Source organism: Cellulosimicrobium sp. 4261 (assembly GCF_040546915.1).
GTDB classification, from domain to species: domain Bacteria; phylum Actinomycetota; class Actinomycetes; order Actinomycetales; family Cellulomonadaceae; genus Cellulosimicrobium; species Cellulosimicrobium cinnabarinum.
In genome coordinates, this window is record NZ_JBEPOQ010000002.1 from 58,907 (window position 1) to 74,034 (window position 15,128).

12 protein-coding genes are annotated in these 15,128 nt (G+C 75.7%); 2 read left to right on the forward strand and 10 right to left on the reverse strand.

Going from position 1 to position 15,128, the window contains the following annotated elements; genetic code table 11:
- Positions 1-9: 9 nt before the first annotated feature.
- Genes ABIE39_RS02555 through ABIE39_RS02565 form a run of 3 tightly spaced genes read right to left on the reverse strand, consistent with a single transcriptional unit; the run spans position 10 to position 1,981 of the window.
- On the reverse strand, positions 10-819 hold the full coding sequence (locus ABIE39_RS02555) for a cytochrome c oxidase assembly protein (RefSeq protein ID WP_175009813.1): 810 nt from the start codon (positions 817-819) through the stop codon (positions 10-12).
- Positions 819-1,307, reverse strand: a complete 489-nt coding sequence (locus ABIE39_RS02560; RefSeq protein WP_354050297.1) for a DUF2243 domain-containing protein — start codon at positions 1,305-1,307, stop codon at positions 819-821. The genes ABIE39_RS02555 and ABIE39_RS02560 overlap by 1 nt, the downstream gene beginning before the upstream one ends.
- Positions 1,304-1,981 (reverse strand): ANTAR domain-containing protein, encoded by a 678-nt coding sequence (locus ABIE39_RS02565; protein ID WP_354050299.1) that lies wholly within the window; start codon positions 1,979-1,981, stop codon positions 1,304-1,306. The genes ABIE39_RS02560 and ABIE39_RS02565 overlap by 4 nt, the downstream gene beginning before the upstream one ends.
- Before the next feature lie 139 nt (positions 1,982-2,120).
- Here ABIE39_RS02565 and ABIE39_RS02570 point away from each other — a divergent pair, with 139 nt between their 5' ends.
- Positions 2,121-2,558 (forward strand): SRPBCC family protein, encoded by a 438-nt coding sequence (locus tag ABIE39_RS02570; protein ID WP_209829800.1) that lies wholly within the window; start codon positions 2,121-2,123, stop codon positions 2,556-2,558.
- Positions 2,559-2,589: 31 nt separating this feature from the next.
- Here the strand turns inward: ABIE39_RS02570 and ABIE39_RS02575 are convergent, their stop codons facing one another.
- Positions 2,590-4,188: a phytoene desaturase family protein gene (locus ABIE39_RS02575; protein ID WP_255437356.1), complete on the reverse strand. Its 1,599-nt coding sequence runs from the start codon at positions 4,186-4,188 to the stop codon at positions 2,590-2,592.
- Positions 4,179-5,372, reverse strand: a complete 1,194-nt coding sequence (locus ABIE39_RS02580; RefSeq protein WP_175009809.1) for an alcohol dehydrogenase catalytic domain-containing protein — start codon at positions 5,370-5,372, stop codon at positions 4,179-4,181. Before ABIE39_RS02580 ends, ABIE39_RS02575 begins: the two co-directional genes overlap by 10 nt.
- Positions 5,373-5,707: 335 nt before the next feature.
- Here ABIE39_RS02580 and ABIE39_RS02585 point away from each other — a divergent pair, with 335 nt between their 5' ends.
- A complete protein-coding gene (locus ABIE39_RS02585; protein ID WP_354050302.1) occupies positions 5,708-6,844 on the forward strand; it encodes an FUSC family protein in 1,137 nt (378 codons plus the stop codon).
- Positions 6,845-6,941: 97 nt separating this feature from the next.
- Here ABIE39_RS02585 and ABIE39_RS02590 read toward each other — a convergent pair whose 3' ends face one another.
- The 5 genes from ABIE39_RS02590 to ABIE39_RS02610 all read right to left on the reverse strand — a co-directional run bounded on the left by ABIE39_RS02590 (position 6,942) and on the right by ABIE39_RS02610 (position 15,115).
- The gene (locus tag ABIE39_RS02590; protein WP_354050304.1) at positions 6,942-10,838 is read right to left on the reverse strand and encodes a PQQ-dependent sugar dehydrogenase; all 3,897 of its coding nucleotides are present in this window, start codon (positions 10,836-10,838) and stop codon (positions 6,942-6,944) included.
- Between the two features lie 361 nt (positions 10,839-11,199).
- The gene (locus ABIE39_RS02595) at positions 11,200-12,063 is read right to left on the reverse strand and encodes a DUF1684 domain-containing protein (RefSeq protein ID WP_354050306.1); all 864 of its coding nucleotides are present in this window, start codon (positions 12,061-12,063) and stop codon (positions 11,200-11,202) included.
- Between the two features lie 52 nt (positions 12,064-12,115).
- The gene (locus ABIE39_RS02600) at positions 12,116-13,420 is read right to left on the reverse strand and encodes an acyl-CoA thioesterase/BAAT N-terminal domain-containing protein (RefSeq protein WP_354050307.1); all 1,305 of its coding nucleotides are present in this window, start codon (positions 13,418-13,420) and stop codon (positions 12,116-12,118) included.
- Positions 13,417-14,370: an Ldh family oxidoreductase gene (locus tag ABIE39_RS02605; protein WP_186810489.1), complete on the reverse strand. Its 954-nt coding sequence runs from the start codon at positions 14,368-14,370 to the stop codon at positions 13,417-13,419. Before ABIE39_RS02605 ends, ABIE39_RS02600 begins: the two co-directional genes overlap by 4 nt.
- An 85-nt stretch (positions 14,371-14,455) precedes the next feature.
- Positions 14,456-15,115 (reverse strand): GntR family transcriptional regulator, encoded by a 660-nt coding sequence (locus ABIE39_RS02610; RefSeq protein WP_021483335.1) that lies wholly within the window; start codon positions 15,113-15,115, stop codon positions 14,456-14,458.
- Positions 15,116-15,128: the final 13 nt, after the last annotated feature.

The following is a 15,128-nucleotide window of genomic DNA, read 5'->3' on the forward strand; positions in this document are numbered from 1 at the left end:
CAGGCGCCGTCACGCGAGGCCGGGCCGCGGGCGGCCGCGCGCGACCGGGACCTCCCGGGGCCGCGTCGCCGCGTACCACCCGGCCACGAGGAGCACCATGAGCGCGACGTCGACGACGTCGCCCGCGTAGTACATGAGCTGCCCGCCGGTGCGCGCGTCGGCGGGGGAGACGCCCGCCGGCGGGTGGGCGTAGAGCCACTTCGCGAGCACGGAGTGGGCGGCGACGAAGGCGACGAGCACGCCCGCGCGCACCCGGAAGGACGCGCGGGACGGGTGCGGGTCCGGTCCGACGAGGGACGCGGTGAACAACCAGCCCGCGAGCAGGACGTGCGCGTGCACGACGACGCCCACGACCGGGGAGGTGTGGGCGAGGTGGAAGAGTCCCGTCGTGTACAGGAGCCAGAGCCCGCCCGCGTCGAGGAGGCCGGCGATCACCGGGTGCCCGACGACGCGCGGCACGGGGGAGCGCAGCACCGCGGCGACGCGCCGCGCCCGGGCGGGCGGCAGGGCACGCAGGAGCAGCGACACCGGCGCGGCGAGCACGAGGAGCAGCGGTGCGAGCATGCCCAGCAGGACGTGCCCGGCCATGTGGGCCGTGAAGCTCGACCGCGACGCGTCCGCGAGCGGCCCGACGACCGCCACGCCCGCGCTCACGAGCCCCGCGTACCAGGACAGCGTGCGCCGCACGGGCCAGGGGCTGCGCGACCGGGCCGCCCGCAGCCCGGCGGCGTACGCCGCAGCGCCCACGGCGAGGGCGACGACGGCGACGACCGTCAGCAGGGCGGGCCCGCCGCTCGCGACGTGGTCGTGCGGAGGCATCACGCGGTCCCGGCGGCGCCTGCACGAGCGGGCCGCGCGCGGCGCAGGACCACGAGCCCGACGGCGAGCGCGACGACCGCCGTCCCGATCCACACGACGTCGTACACCAGGAGGTCGACGCCGAACCGGATCTGGTGGATCCCGAGGATCTTGTGGTTGAGGACGCCGTCGAGGAGCTGGAAGCCCCCGACGCCGACGACCACGGCCCCGACCCACCGTGACCACGACACCTCCGTGCGGCGGCGTACGTCGGCGAGCAGGAACAGACCCCAGACGGTGACGAACCAGCCCACCGCGTGGAAGACGCCGTCGGCGGCGAGCGCCACCTGGGTCGTCGACAGGTCGTAGAAGTGGTGCCACTGCAGGCCCAGGTGGAACACGAACAGGTCGATGATCGACGCCGCGATCCCGGCACCGAACAGGACGCCCGACAGGACGGTGCGGCGGTCGTGCGCGTGCGCCCCGTCGGCGTCGTGGGGGACGCTCACGGGAGGCCCGGGTCGTCGTCGGCGGGGTCCGGCGCGTCCTCCACGACGAGCGCGCGCAGGAGGGACTCCGCGACCTCGCGCGGGCTCACGTTCCGGTGCCGGGACGCCGAGTCGATGATGCGGCGGGCCTCGTCGGCGGAGCACCGGTTCGTCTGCATGATCGCCCCGACGGCGCGCTCGGTCGCCACGGCGTCGGACATGTCCCGGTAGAAGCCCGCGGTCGAGTCCTCGAGCGCCGCGAGCTCGAGGCGGAGGCCGACCGCCGACGCGACGAGCTGCGCGAACGCGTCGGCCGCCGTCAGGAGCTCCGGCGTCCAGGGGTCGGGCGCGCGCGAGTACAGGTTGAGCGCGACGGCGACGTCGGCCGTGACGGCGGCGGGGACGGCGGCCGCCGTGACGAAGCCCTCCTCGACGCACTGGCGCGACCAGCGCTCCCACCCGGGGGCGTCCGCCACGGACGCGATGACGCGACGTCCTCCGTGGTCCATCGCGTCGATGCACGGGCCGCGGCCGTCGAGCGCCTCGGCCTGGTCGCAGCGCGCGGCGGCCTCGGTGCTGCTGCCCGCGCGCACGCTCACCCCGGCCTGGCGCATCGTCACGCTGACCTCGAGGCCGTGGCCGAGGATCGTCGCGGCCCGGTCCGCGAACTCCTGGGGAAAGCCGGCGATGCCCATCGCGCCCTCCCTTCCTGGACGTGGCCGCCCACGGTGTCGTGGGCAGGTCCCCCACGCTACGGGGGGTGCCTCGCGCTCGCGCGGAGTCGCGGTGGGCGCGAGCGGTTGCCAGTGCGGGGCGCGCGACTAGCGTCGCCTCATGGTGACCGTCACTCGGGCCGTGCGATGCCCCTCCGACGCGGTGCTCGGCGTCCTCGCGGACGGCTGGTCGTACTCGACGTGGGTCGTCGGGACGGCGCGGATCCGCGCCGTCGACGACTCCTGGCCCGCGCCGGGTTCGAGGATCCTCCACTCGGTCGGGCTGTGGCCCGCGCTGCTCGACGACGAGACGGTCGTGCGCGCCTGGGACCCGGACCGGGGGATCGACCTCCAGGCGCGCGGCTGGCCCGCGGGCGAGGCGCGCGTGCGGATCGAGGTGCGCCCGACGGAGCAGGGCTGCACCGTGCGCATCACCGAGGACGCCGAGAAGGGTCCGGGCACGCTCGTGCCCCGGCCGCTCCGGAGCGCGGTGATCGGCCCCCGGAACGTCGAGGCCCTGCGGCGGCTCGCGTACCTCGCGGAGCGCCGGAACCCGTAGCGCTCGCGGATCGTGCCGGCGGCGCGCCGGGTCAGGGGTCGCGCAGCAGCCGTGCCCACGCGGTGCGCACGAGCGCGCGGCGCAGCGACCCGCGCGGTCCGGCGGCGGCGAGCGCGGCGCGCGCCGCGTTCCACCCGCACGCCCCGTGGACGCCGCCGCCGGGGTGGGCGGACGCGCTCGCGAGGTAGAGCGACGCGACGGGCGTCTCCGGGCGGCCGAGTCCGGGCGTCGGGCGCAGGAACAGCTCCTGGTGCACGGCGGAGGTGCCGCCGTTGATCGCCCCGCCCGCGAGGTTCGCGTCGGCCGCCTCCAGGTCGGCCGGGGTCTGCACGAACCGGCCCACGACCGCGTCGGAGAAGCCGGGAGCGACGCGCTCGACCGCGTCCTCCACGCGACGCACCTCGTCCGCGACGCGCTCGCGCGTCCACGGCACGCCGTGCGGCACGTGCGTGTACGCCCACGCCGACTCGGTGCCCGCGGGCGACCGCGTGGGGTCCGAGGTCGTCATCTGCCCGAGGACGAGGAAGGGCCGCTCGGGGACGTGGCCGCGCGAGAGCGAGGCCGCGACGTCGACGAACCCCGCCCGGTCGACGCCGAGGTGCACCGTGCCCGCCCCGCGCGCCCCGGGCGCGGTCCACGGGACCGGCCGGTCGAGCGCCCAGCTCACCTTCACGGTCGGGTGGTCCCACTGGAACCGGCCGAGGTCGCGCACGAGCCGTGCCGGGAGCCGGTCGGCGCCGACGAGGTCGAGGTAGAGCGCGGGCGCGCTGACGTCGGCGAGCACGGCGTGGCGGGCGCGCACGTGCCTCCCGTCGGCCGTGCTCACGCCGACCGCGCGGCCGCGCACCACGTGCACCCGCTCGACCCGCGCGCCCGTGACGACCTCACCGCCGCGGGCGCGGAGCCGCGAGACGAGCGCGTCGGGGAGCCGGCCGGCCCCGCCGGCGGGGACCGGGAAGCCGACGTCCTGGCCGAGCATGGCGAGCAGCCAGCCGAACACGCCGCTGCCCGCGGCGTCGGGCGGGACGTCGGCGTGCATCGCGTTGCCCGTGAGCAGCAGGCCGCCGCCCTCGCCGCGGAACGTCTCGTCGGCGAGGCGGCGCACGGGCAGGACGGCGAGCCGGGCGAGGTCGAGCGTGCCCGCCGCGCCGAGCCGGCGCAGCACGCGCAGCACCGGCCCGGCCGCCGGGAGCGGGCTGAAGAGCGCGTCGAGGAGCGGGTCGCGCACGCGGTCCCACCCGGCCACGAGCTCGAGCCACGCGTCGCCGTCACCGGGCGCGACCTCCTCGAGCCCGGCGGCGGTGTCCTCGGCACGGGCGCGCAGGACGGCGGCACCGCCGTCGTCCAGCGCGTGCGCGAGGACGTCCGGGGCGCGGGACCACGTGAGCCCGTGCTCCTCCAGGTGCAGGCCCCGGATCACCGGCGACCCCGCCGCGAGCGGGTAGAACGCGCTGAAGAGGTCCGTCTCGTACCCCGGTGCCGCGACCTCGGCGGAGCGGACCGCGCCGCCGTACGTGTCCTGCGCCTCGAGCACGAGCACGTCCCACCCCGCGTCGACGAGCGCGTTCGCGGCGACGAGGCCGTTGGGCCCCGCGCCGACCACGACCGCGTCGACGGTGGTCAGGCCCACGGGTCGAGCACGACCTTGATGCAGCCGTCCTCCTTGCGCTGGAACGTGCGGTACGCGTCCGGGGCCGACTCGAGCGGCAGCCGGTGCGTCCGGAGGTCCAGCACGCCGAGCGGGTCGGAGACGTCGGCGGCGAGGGGGAGGACGTCGTCGGTCCAGCGCCGCACGTTCGCCTGCCCCATGCGCAGCGTCACCTGCTTGTCGAAGAGTTGCATCATGGGCAGGGGGTCCTTCGCCCCGCCGTAGACGCCGGAGATCGAGATCGTGCCGCCGCGGCGGACGAGGTCGATCGCGGTGTAGAGGGCCGCGAGGCGGTCGGTCGCGGCGCGCTCCGTGAGGGGCGCGGCGAGGACGTCGGGCAGGACGCCGACGACCTTCTGGGTGGCCTCGGCGACGGGGGAGCCGTGCGCCTCCATCCCGACGGCGTCGATGACCGAGTCCGCGCCGCGGCCGGACGTGAGGTCGCGCACCGCGCCGACGAGGTCGTCGACCGCCGACGGGTCGAGGGTCTCGACGCCGTGGCGCTCGGCCATCGCCCGCCGCTCCGGGACTCGCTCGATCCCGACGACGCGGGACGCGCCGCGGTGCAGCGCGATCCGCGCGGACATCTGGCCGATCGGGCCGAGCCCCAGCACCACGACCGTGCCGCCGGGCGGCACGTCGGCGTACTCGACGGCCTGCCACGCGGTGGGCAGCACGTCGGACAGGTAGAGGTACCGCTCGTCCGGGGAGCCGTCGTCGGGCACGACGACCGGCCCGTACTGGGCCTGCGGCACGCGCAGGTACTGGGCCTGGCCGCCGGGCACCTGGCCGTAGAGCTTCGTGTACCCGAAGAGCGCGGCGCCCTTGTCCTGCGACCGGACCTGCGTCGTCTCGCACTGGGTCTGCAGGCCGCGCTCGCACATCCAGCAGTGCCCGCACGCGATGTTGAACGGGACGACGACGCGGTCGCCGACCCGGAGGTTCCCCGCCTCGGGCCCGACCTCCTCGACGACGCCCATGGTCTCGTGGCCCAGGACGTCGCCGGCGTCGAGGAACATCCCGAGCACCCCGTACAGGTGCAGGTCTGAGCCGCAGATCGCGGTCGACGTGACGCGCACGATCGCGTCCGTGGGCTGCTCGATCCGGGGGTCGGGCACGTCCTCGACGCTCACCTTCTCGCGTCCCTGCCAGGTCAGTGCTCGCATGGTGCTGCCGTCCTTCCGTGGGTGGTGCGTGAGGGGTGTGCCGCCGGCCGGGGCGACGGCCTTCCGTTGCGTCTCGCTCGCGGGGGCGGCGCGGGTCGACGGGTGTCGGAGCGTCGCGCTGGATCGCGTCCCCCGAGCTGTCCCGGAGGCGACCGAGCGAGAGGCCGTGGCGGTGACCACCGCTCGCGCGCGTCGGCGTCTGGCTGCACCGACGCCGCCAGTGAAGCACCGGCTCTGCCCGCTCACACGTCGAACCGTCGCTCGTGCCCGGTCGTCGAGCACCCGGGTGGGAGGGCGCGCGTGCGGGTGCCCGCCGGGCGGGGCACCCTCGTGCCGTGGCACGAGACGAGAGCAGCACGGGTCGGACCCCGCTCGCGGCCCGGGCGCCCCGGGTCGTGGAGGCCGGCACGCGGGCGCGCCGGGCGGTCGCGGCGGCGCAGCGGCAGTGGGTGCGCCACCCCCGGTGGTCGTTGGCCGTCAAGGGCGCGCTCGCGGCGGCGGTCGCGTGGTACGTCGGGGTGCTCGCCCCGGCCCCGTTCTCCGAGTACCCCTACTACGCCCCGCTCGGCGCGGTCGTCGCGACGACGAGCACGCTCGCGCGCTCCGTCCGCGAGTCGGCCCAGGCGATCCTCGCGATCCTCGTCGGCGCGGCGATCGCCCGCGGCGTCGACCTCGTCCTCGCCCCGAGCGCGCTGTCCGTGGCGCTCGTCGTGGGCCTCGCGCTCCTGTGCGCGGGCTGGCGGCGGTTCGGCGAGATGGGCACGTGGGCGGTCACGTCGGCCCTGTTCGTGCTCATCATCGGCAACGACGCGAAGGTCGAGTTCGTCGGCGCGTACGCCGGTCTCGTCGTCGTGGGTGCGGGCATCGGCGTCGTCATCAACCTGCTCGTGCCCCCGCTGCCCCTCACCCCGACCGAGGAGGCCCTCGACGGGCTGCGCGACACGCTCGTCGACCAGGTCGAGGCGCTCGGCGACGGTCTCGCGGGCGAGCGCCCGCCGTCGGCGGAGGAGTGGGAGGAGCGACGGCGCGAGGTGGAGCCGACGCTCACCCGCGCGCGCGACGCCGTCGCGCGGACACGGGAGGCCGCGCGCGCCAACATCCGGCTGCGTCGCCACCGCGACTGGGCCGCGTCGCAGGTGCGGCGCGCGCAGGAGCTCGAGGGGTCGGCCGGCGTCGTCGGGTCGCTCGTGCGGCTGCTCGTCGAGTGGGAGCGCGAGGACCGCGACGACCTCGCGCTCGGCGCCCGCCTGCGGCCGCTCACGGCCCGTGCCCTGGACGCCTACGCCGGTGCGCTGCGGTCCGTCGGCACGGAGCCCGCCGACGCGGAGGCGCTGCGCGAGGTCTCCGCGCGGACGCAGGAGCTGCACGACGGCGTCCGGGCGGCGCGCCGCGAGGACGACCGGGACTACTTCGTCGCGGGCGCGGTCGTGCTCGCCCTGCGGCGCGGCGTGGCGGTGCTGACGGCGGGGTGACACCGGGCGCAGAGCCGCCCCGGTCCCGCAGGCTGGTCGGACGCAGCCGTGGGAGCCGGGGCGGCTCGGGTCGTCAGCTCAGGTGCTCAGGTGCGCGTCAGCCGCAGGCGTGCGCCGCGTGCTCGACCACCTCCTCGCTCGTCACCTCCTCGCCGTCGACCGTCGCCGTGGCGGACACGGTGACGGCCCCTGCGTCGAGCGTCGTCGCGCGCGTGGCGAACGACTGGTAGGCCGCCGCCCCGGGCGCGACGCCCGCGACCGTGCGCGACCCGAACGCCGTCGTGAGCGTCACGTCCGCCACGACGTCGGACGCGTTCGTCGCCGCGACCGCGAGGTACGCCTTGCCCGCGAGGCACCGCGGCGTCACGACGACGTCGAGCGCCACGCCGGCCGGCTCCTGCGCCGGCGTGACGACGAGGTCGCGCAGGCTGCCGGTGTTGTCGAACGAGCCGAACCCGACGCGGCCCGTGCCGAACGTCGTGTCGTTCGCGGTGAGGAGCGGTGTGTCGAGCCCGTCGACGTAGACGGCGACGTCGCCGCTGTCCGCGCAGCGCACGACGCGCACGTCGTGCCACTCCTCGTCGGTGACCGCCGGGGGAGCCCCGACGGCGCCGTCCCACTGGTCGTCGATCCGCTCCCGGTCCTTGCCGTCGACCTTGAAGATGCCGTTGTGCGCGTAGATCGTGTTGTCCTGCGACAGGTGCGCGTAGTAGTACTGCGTGTCCGACTGCCAGCCGAACACCACGATCACGTCGCGGTTGTTCACGGACGCGGGGGCGTCGAGCCGCACCTCGGCGTCGAGCGCGAACGACCCGAGCTCGGGGCCCTCGGTGAGGACCGCGTACTCGAACGGACGGCGGATGCCGTCGTTCGGGTTGTCGCCCGCCTGCGCGAGCACGACCGCGTCGCCCGGGAACTGCCACTTCGACGGCGTGCGCGGCGCCCAGTGGTCGGCACCGAGGACGTCGGTGATCGGCTCGCCCGCCGGCGCGCACGACGGCGGCGCCGGAGGCTCGACCGGCTGGGCGCCGAACAGCGCGTACTGCGCGGCGACCTGTTCGGGCGTCGGGACGACGTCGAGGAACATGAGGTCGTCCATGCGGCCGTGGAACGGGTTCGCCTCGCGCGTGTCCTGCGGGAAGCTCCCGCCGATCTTGATCCCCGCGGGGTCGGTGGGCGACGTCGCGCCCGCGCCCCACGGGTTCGAGGCCGTGTACCGGCCCTCGAGCTCCTCGCCGTTGCGGTACAGCTTCATCTCCCCGCCCGCGAAGTCGAACGTCGCGGCGAGGTGCACCCACTGGTTGCGCTGGAGGATCTGGTCCCACGGCAGGTCGGCCGCGAACGTCCACGAGCCGCCGCCGTCGAGGCGGCGCCCGAGCGCGACGAGCCGCAGCTCGCCGTCCACCGTGATGACCTCGAGCAGCGCGCGCACCGCGTGCCCGTCCGACGTCCCGGTCAGGACTCCGGCGAGCCCGATCGCGTTGTAGCGGTCGTCGGGGTTCGCCGTGCCCGAGTTGAGGGCGGGGTGCTCGCCGGTCGGCTTGAACCAGCCCATCACGGAGATCTCGTCCGCCCCGGCGAACGCACCGAGGGAGTCGACGCCGTCGGGGTCGTAGACGCCGGCCTTCCAGTCGTCGTTCGACGCCGTCCGGGGACTCATCTGCTGCGTCTGGAGCGCCTCGCCCGCACCGGGGTAGGCCCGGTCCGCCACGCGCATCTCGACGCCGCCGTTGACGAGCTCGATGTCGGTCCCCGACCAGCCCTGGTCCGCCTCCCACGTCGGCGCACCCGGGACGGGGTGGTCGAAGTCGTAGTGCGCGACGAGGTTCGGGGCGAGCTCGGGCAGCGCGACGGGGGAGGCGGCCGTCGCGCGCCGCGCGCCGGTCACCTTCCAGATCTTCCCGTTCGCCTTCGAGACGAGGTACAGCTCCCCGTCGGCGTCCGCGCCGAACCGCAGGTCGACCCGCTGGTCGCCGACGAGCTCCTGGAACGTCGTCTCCGCGCCGTCGGCGAACACGCGCAGGTGCTCGATCTCGGCGAGGTCGGCCGGGTCGCCGTCGTTCCGGACCATCTCGTCGGCCTCGGTGCCCAGGACCCACCCGCGCACGAGGTCGGTGAACAGGTAGCGGCCGCGCAGCTCCGGGATGTCCCCGCGGTACACGAAGCCGCCGTTGAGCGCGACGCCCGCGTCGCCGGTCTGGCCCGGGTCGCGGTTGTGGTCGTACGCGGCGACGGGGTAGGTGAAGCCGTGCTGCGCGTCGTCGGCGGGCAGGGGGAAGATCTGCCGGTTGTCCGCGAGGAACGGTCCCTCGCGCACGGACCAGCCGAAGTTGTCGCCCGGCTCGACGGCGTACACCGACTCGACCTGCCACTCGCCGATGTGCCCGAGGTACATCGTGTGGTCGCCCTCGGGGTCCCAGCTGATGCGGTGCGGGTCGCGCAGGCCGAGGGCGTAGATCTCGGGCAGCGCCCCGGGGGTGCCGACGAACGGGTTGTCCGCGGGGATCCCGTATCTCCCGTTGGCGCTGTCGTCGCCGAGCGGGTCGATGCGGAAGACCTTGCCCTGCGGCGTCGCGAGGTCCTGCGGGTTGCCGTTGCCGACGCCGTTGCCGCCGTCGCCCACGAGGACGTAGAGGTTTCCGTAGTCGGCGTCACCCTCGGTCACCGTGGGGTTGAACGCGATCTGCTGCACCGTGTGCACGCGGCCGGCGAACGGCACGCGCAGGACCTCGCGGCTCGTGCCCGCGAAGACCGGTGCGGACGGGTCGGTGGCCTTCCACTCCGTGACGACGCTGTGGAACTGCGTGTTGCCGTACGCCGGGTAGTCCGGCGTGTCCTGCGTCAGCGCGGTGCCGCCCTCGGTGTGCACCGTGTAGAACAGGCCGTTCTCGGCGAAGTCGGGGTGGAACTCGGCGGAGCCGAGTCCGGTCCCGAGGCCCGCGCTGTTGTGGAAGTTGTCGAGGAACTGCTGGCGCACGTCGAGGTACGCCACGTGCTCCCCGGTGTCCTTGTCGACCGTGTAGAGCACCGCGTTGTTGTCCGGCACCATGAGGCGGCCGGAGCCGTCCGGGATCTCGTCGAGGTGCGTGATCCGGTTGTGCCGCACGAGGCGCTGGTCCTGCGTCGCCGGTGTCGTCGACGACTCGGGGAGCTGGGCCAGCTCGGTCACCTCGATGCCGAGGGTCGACGGCGTCGGGTCCGGCAGCGGGTTGAGCAGCGGCTCGCTCGGCGCGGTGCCGCCCCCGGCGCAGTCGGCCGGGTTGCCGGTCGGGACGGCGAGGTTCTGCCCGGTCGTGTCGACCGCGACGTCGTCGAGCAGGAGCCTGCCCGCGCTGCTCGCGCCGTTGATCCAGAAGAAGCGGTCGAGCGCGCCGCTCACGGCCTGCCGGAAGCCGAACTGCTGCTCGGTGCCCGCGGGCAGCCGCGTGACCTCCTCGTAGGGGCCGCCCTGGCTGTACACGCTGACCTTGTCGGTCGCGTTGTCCGCGACGATCCAGACGCACTGCCACGTGTCGCGCGACCACACGCCCGCGGGCTTGAAGGCGCCGCCGTCGCGTACGAGCATGACGTCGTTGTTCTGGTTGTTCACGTACGCGCGGCTGTGCGCGTAGTCGGACGGCGCGTCGAGGTCGGTGATCCCGAACGACGTGTCGACGCTCCCGGAGCGCAGGAAGCGGAAGAACACGGTGCCGGTCGTCCCGTCGGCGATGCCGGGGACGGCGCGGTGGGCCCGCTGGGTCCCCCCGACCATCTCGAGCACCTGGTTGTTGCCGTTGAGCGGGTCGGCGACGACCCGGGCGGCGGAGGAGGCGGACCAGCCGTCCTGGCCGTTCAGGGCGGTGCGCTGGTAGGACTCGAAGCTGAGGACCTCGCTGAACTCGTCCGCGGCCTCCTCCGCGGCCGCCGGGGGTCCGAGGAGGGTCCCTCCCAGGACGGCCGCGAGGGACAGGGCGAGCGCCGCCCTGCCTCGTCGGCTCGCATGCGTAGACGTCATCGTCTGCTCCACTTCGTCGGATGGTGCTGGCACGACGCTGGTTAGCGCTGTCATGCGACCGACCCGCCGGGCGTCCGCCGCCGGGCCGGCCCTCCTGCACGCCGTCGGTCCTCGTCCCCGCGTCGTTGCGGCGAGGGCCGTCCGGGCCGGGCGCACGGTCGGTGACCTCAGCGGTCGCCGCGTCCTGCTCTCCCGTCCTGCTCTCGAGCGGCACGTCCGTGTGCGCGACTCTCGCAGCGTAGGGAAGCGCTTTCCGAGTGTCAAGGGATCGGTCCGCGCGGCGCCCGGGAGGCCGCCCGGACGCCGACGGCGGGCGACCGGACGTGCCGGTCGCCCGCCGTCGGGGCGTCGCGCGGACGGGTCAGGACGCCTGCGCGAAGGTCTGGACGCGGTCGATCTGGAGCGGCGGCTTCTTCTCGCCCGCGGTCACCGCGACCGGGAGCCGGTTCTGCGCCGGGGCGAGCGGGCACGTGACGAAGTTCGTGAACGCGCACGGGAAGGAGAAGGCGCGGTTGAAGTCGACCACGGTGTCACCGTCCCGCTCGGTGTCGGGGACGCGCACGAGCCGACCGTTGCCGTACGTCTCCTTGCCGCTCGTGGTGTCGGTGAAGTGCGCGTTGCCGCGCTCGATGCCCGTGTCGTCGTCCGGGCGCCCCGCGACGAGGAGCGTGTGCTCCGTCCCGTCCAGGGTGAACGTCACGGTGCCGATCACGCGCTGCTCCTCGAACACCCCGCGCTCGACCGTCGGGTAGTCCGACGCGTGCTCCGCCGTCCGCGTGAACCGCGCCGGGAGGACCCAGCGCTCGTCGAGCGGGAACGTCTCGATGTCGTCGAGGCGCTTGCGGGCCGCCTCGCGCGGGTCGCGGACGCGCACGCCGAAGATCTGGCGTCCGGTCGCGTCGGTGCGACGGATGGTCTCGACGCGCAGGTCGCCGTAGAACGCGGGCACGAGGGAGTACTTGTGACCGGTCGACACGGGCGTCGGTGCCGTCACGGGGGCGCCGTCGAGCGTCACGGTCTCGCCGCTGCCGTCGGGCGTGTACACGACCTCGTCGTCCTGGACCGACCACGTGCCGGGCACGCCCTCGACCTGGAGCGGCTCGGCACCCGTCAGCCAGTCCTGGCTGACCATGGACATCCACCCGTACGGGCTCGTCAGCTCGTCGATCCGGGCGCGGTGCCACCGCTCCCACTCCTGGCGGTACTCGGCGCTCACTGCGGACATGTCGGTCCTCTCGTCGATGGGTCGGGTCAGGATCGGGGTCGGAGGGTGCAGGTCAGGGCACGCGCGTCGCGCGCTCCACGAAGGCGCACACCTGCGCGAACGAGTCGGCGTCGGCGTACGCGTTGCCCGCGGGGGTCCCGCCGGCCGAGAGCTCGATGCCGGAGACGGGGTGGCGGGTCGGGCCCTGCGCGACGGGGAGGTGCGGCAGGGCGATCGAGTGGCCCGCGTCGGGGTAGTCGAGCAGCAGCGTCTCGTGCGCGTGGCCCGCGGCGCGCAGCGTCTCGACGACCTGGCGCGCGTACATGCTCGACGGCCACAGCCCGTCGGCCATGCCGGAGACGCACGCGACGGGGCCCGCGATACGCTCGACGGGGATGCGCGACCGGGCGGCGAACCCGCGGTCGCGCAGCCCGTCGACGTAGACGTCGCGGTACCGGTCCGGGGGCGGCCCGCCGGTCCACGGCTGCCACGTCACGCCCGGGTTGTCCTGCCACAGGTGCGGGAGCGCCTCGCCGCCGAGCGTCCACGTGGGGGAGTCCCACCCCTGGGCGGGGTCCGCGGCGCCCTGGGCGCCGTGCACGTGGGCCCCGGGCACGTAGGCGACGACGGCGCCCACCAGGCCCGGGTAGGTGGCGCCCAGCAGGAGCGCGAGCTCGCCGCCCCGCGACTGGCCGCTCACCACGACGACGCCGGCGCGCGGCGCGAGCTCGCGGTGCACGTGGCGCAGCGCGGTCTCGAAGTACTCCAGCGGCGTGCGGGTGACGTGGTCGGGCAGCCCGGGCGCGCCGAAGTACCCGAGCGCGAGCGCCTGCACCCCGCGCGACGCGTAGAGCGCGCCGCGCTGCTCGTTGATGCCGCCGCCCGAGCCGTTGAGCACGACGATCGTCGGGTGCGGACCGTCGCCCGGCGGCACGAAGAGCGTGCCGACGAGGCCGTCCTCGCGGACCTCGCGCCGTCGCACCCCCGGCCCGGTCCAGCGCTGCACGAGGTCGGCCGTCGCGCGCTGTGCGGCGTCGGACTCGTCCCACGCCTCGAGGCGCGTGCGCAGCGGGCGCGCGACGTCGGTCGCGGCGGGCCGGCCGGGGGCCGTGCCGGGCGTCGGGCCGGGCCGCTGGGACGTGAGGAGCGCCATCCCGTCGACGCGGCCGTAGTCGCCGGTCATCGGCGGGTCGCGGTCGAGCCGGACCGTGCCGGCCCGGTCCGCGCGGTAGGTCGCGCGGGCGGACCAGGCGGTCCCGGCGCGGTCCGTCGTCGCGCGGACCGTGACGAGCGCGCCGGGTGCGGCGCCGCTCACCTCGATGCGGCGGGCGACGTCGAGCAGGTCGTCGGCGGGGCTGACGGTGAGCCGGAGCGTCACGACGTGCCTCCCGTCGCCGGGTCCAGCGCGTCCCAGACGTCGCGGTCGACGTCGAACGCCTCCGCGTCCGGCCGGGCGCCCGGGACGCGGCCGCCGGCGCGGGTCCAGTCGTCGCCGAGGCGGTCGGCCCGGTCGGCGAGGTCGTCGGCGCCGAACGCGCGGGGGTCGAGCGCGAGCACCCAGAGCCCGCGCCCCACGGCGTCGCCGCGTCCGCCCGTCACCAGCCCGGCGAGCGCCTCCACGGTGAGCCCGAGCAGGGACCCGAGCAGACCGGCCGGGAGCAGCGCACCGACGGCACTCGCGTCCCGGGTGGGCTCGCCGTCGGGGCCGAGGGCCGCGCCGTCGGGCAGGGGCGTGCCCTCCCGGGCGCGGCGCCGCGCGTCGGCGAGCGTGACGGCGCTCGTCGCGGCGTCGACGACGAGCGCGCGACCCCGCCCGGCCCGCGGCACCGCCACGGCGAGCGGGTTCGTGCCGACCACGGGAGCGGTCCCGCCGTACGGGGCGACGGTGGCCGGGGACTGCGCGAGCGCGACCCCGACCAGCCCGTCCTCGGCGAGCGCGCGGACGTACGCGCCGACGCGCCCCGTGCCGCCCGCGTGGCGCACGGCGACGACGCCGACGCCGAGCCCGCGCGCGAGCTCCGCGGCCTGGCGGACCGCGGCGGCGAGCGCGACCGGCCCGGGGAGGTCGTGCGCGTCCAGCGTCGCGGTCGCCCCGGTCACGACGACGGCCGGCCCCGCGGGCCGGGCCCGCCCCGTCGTCCGCGCGCTCGCGTCCCGCAGCTCGCGGACGAGGAGCGCCAGACCGAACTCGGGCCACCCCGACGCGTCCCCCGCCACGACGGCGCGGGCCGCGAGGTCGGCGTCGGCGGGGTCGTGGGCGGCGAGCGCCGCGCGGGCCCGGGCACGGGCGTCCGCGGCGTCGACGCGCACGGTGGGGGTGGCGGGCACGGCGGTCCTCTCGGGTGGTCGGGGTAGGTCGGGTCGTGCGGGTGGGGCGGGCGGGACGTGCGGGTCGTCGCGCGTGGGCAGCCGGTCAGTCGTCGCCGAAGAACGCCCCGGAGTCGATCGCGAGGCCCATGACGACGCTGCGGCCGCGGCGGATGTGCTCGAGCTCGAGCCGGGCGGCGCGCTCTCCGTCGCCCGCACGGAGCGCCTCGATGAGGAGCCGGTGGTCGTCGAGCGGCGGCCCGGGCTCCAAGGGCTGGCGCCCGCAGAGCCGGAACGCCCGCTCCAGGTCCTCGAGCGCGAGCTCGGTGATCGCGTGCAGGCGCGGGTTGCGCGAGTACTTCGCGACCCGGCAGTGGAACAGGTGCGACGCCGACAGGATCGACTGCACGTCCTGCGCCTGCGGGTACGTGCCCTCGGCGATGGCCGCGAGCTCGTCGACCTCGGCCGGGCTCGCGTGGGCGGCCGCGAGACGCGTCGCCATCGGTCCCGTCGCCTCGCGGACGTCGAGCACGTCGACGAGCGTCTTGAGGGTGACCGGGGCGACGCGGCACAGGGCGCGCGGCCGCACGTCCACGAGGCCGTCGTGGTCGAGGCGGTGCAGCGCGTCGCGCACCGGCGTGCGCGACGTCCCGAACTCGGACGCCGTCTCGGTGACGTCGATCTCCTCGCCGGGGCGCAGCTCGGTGAAGATGATCCGGCGGCGCAGCTCGTGGTAGATCCGGTCCGCTGCCGGGACGACGCTCATGCGCCGACCCCGG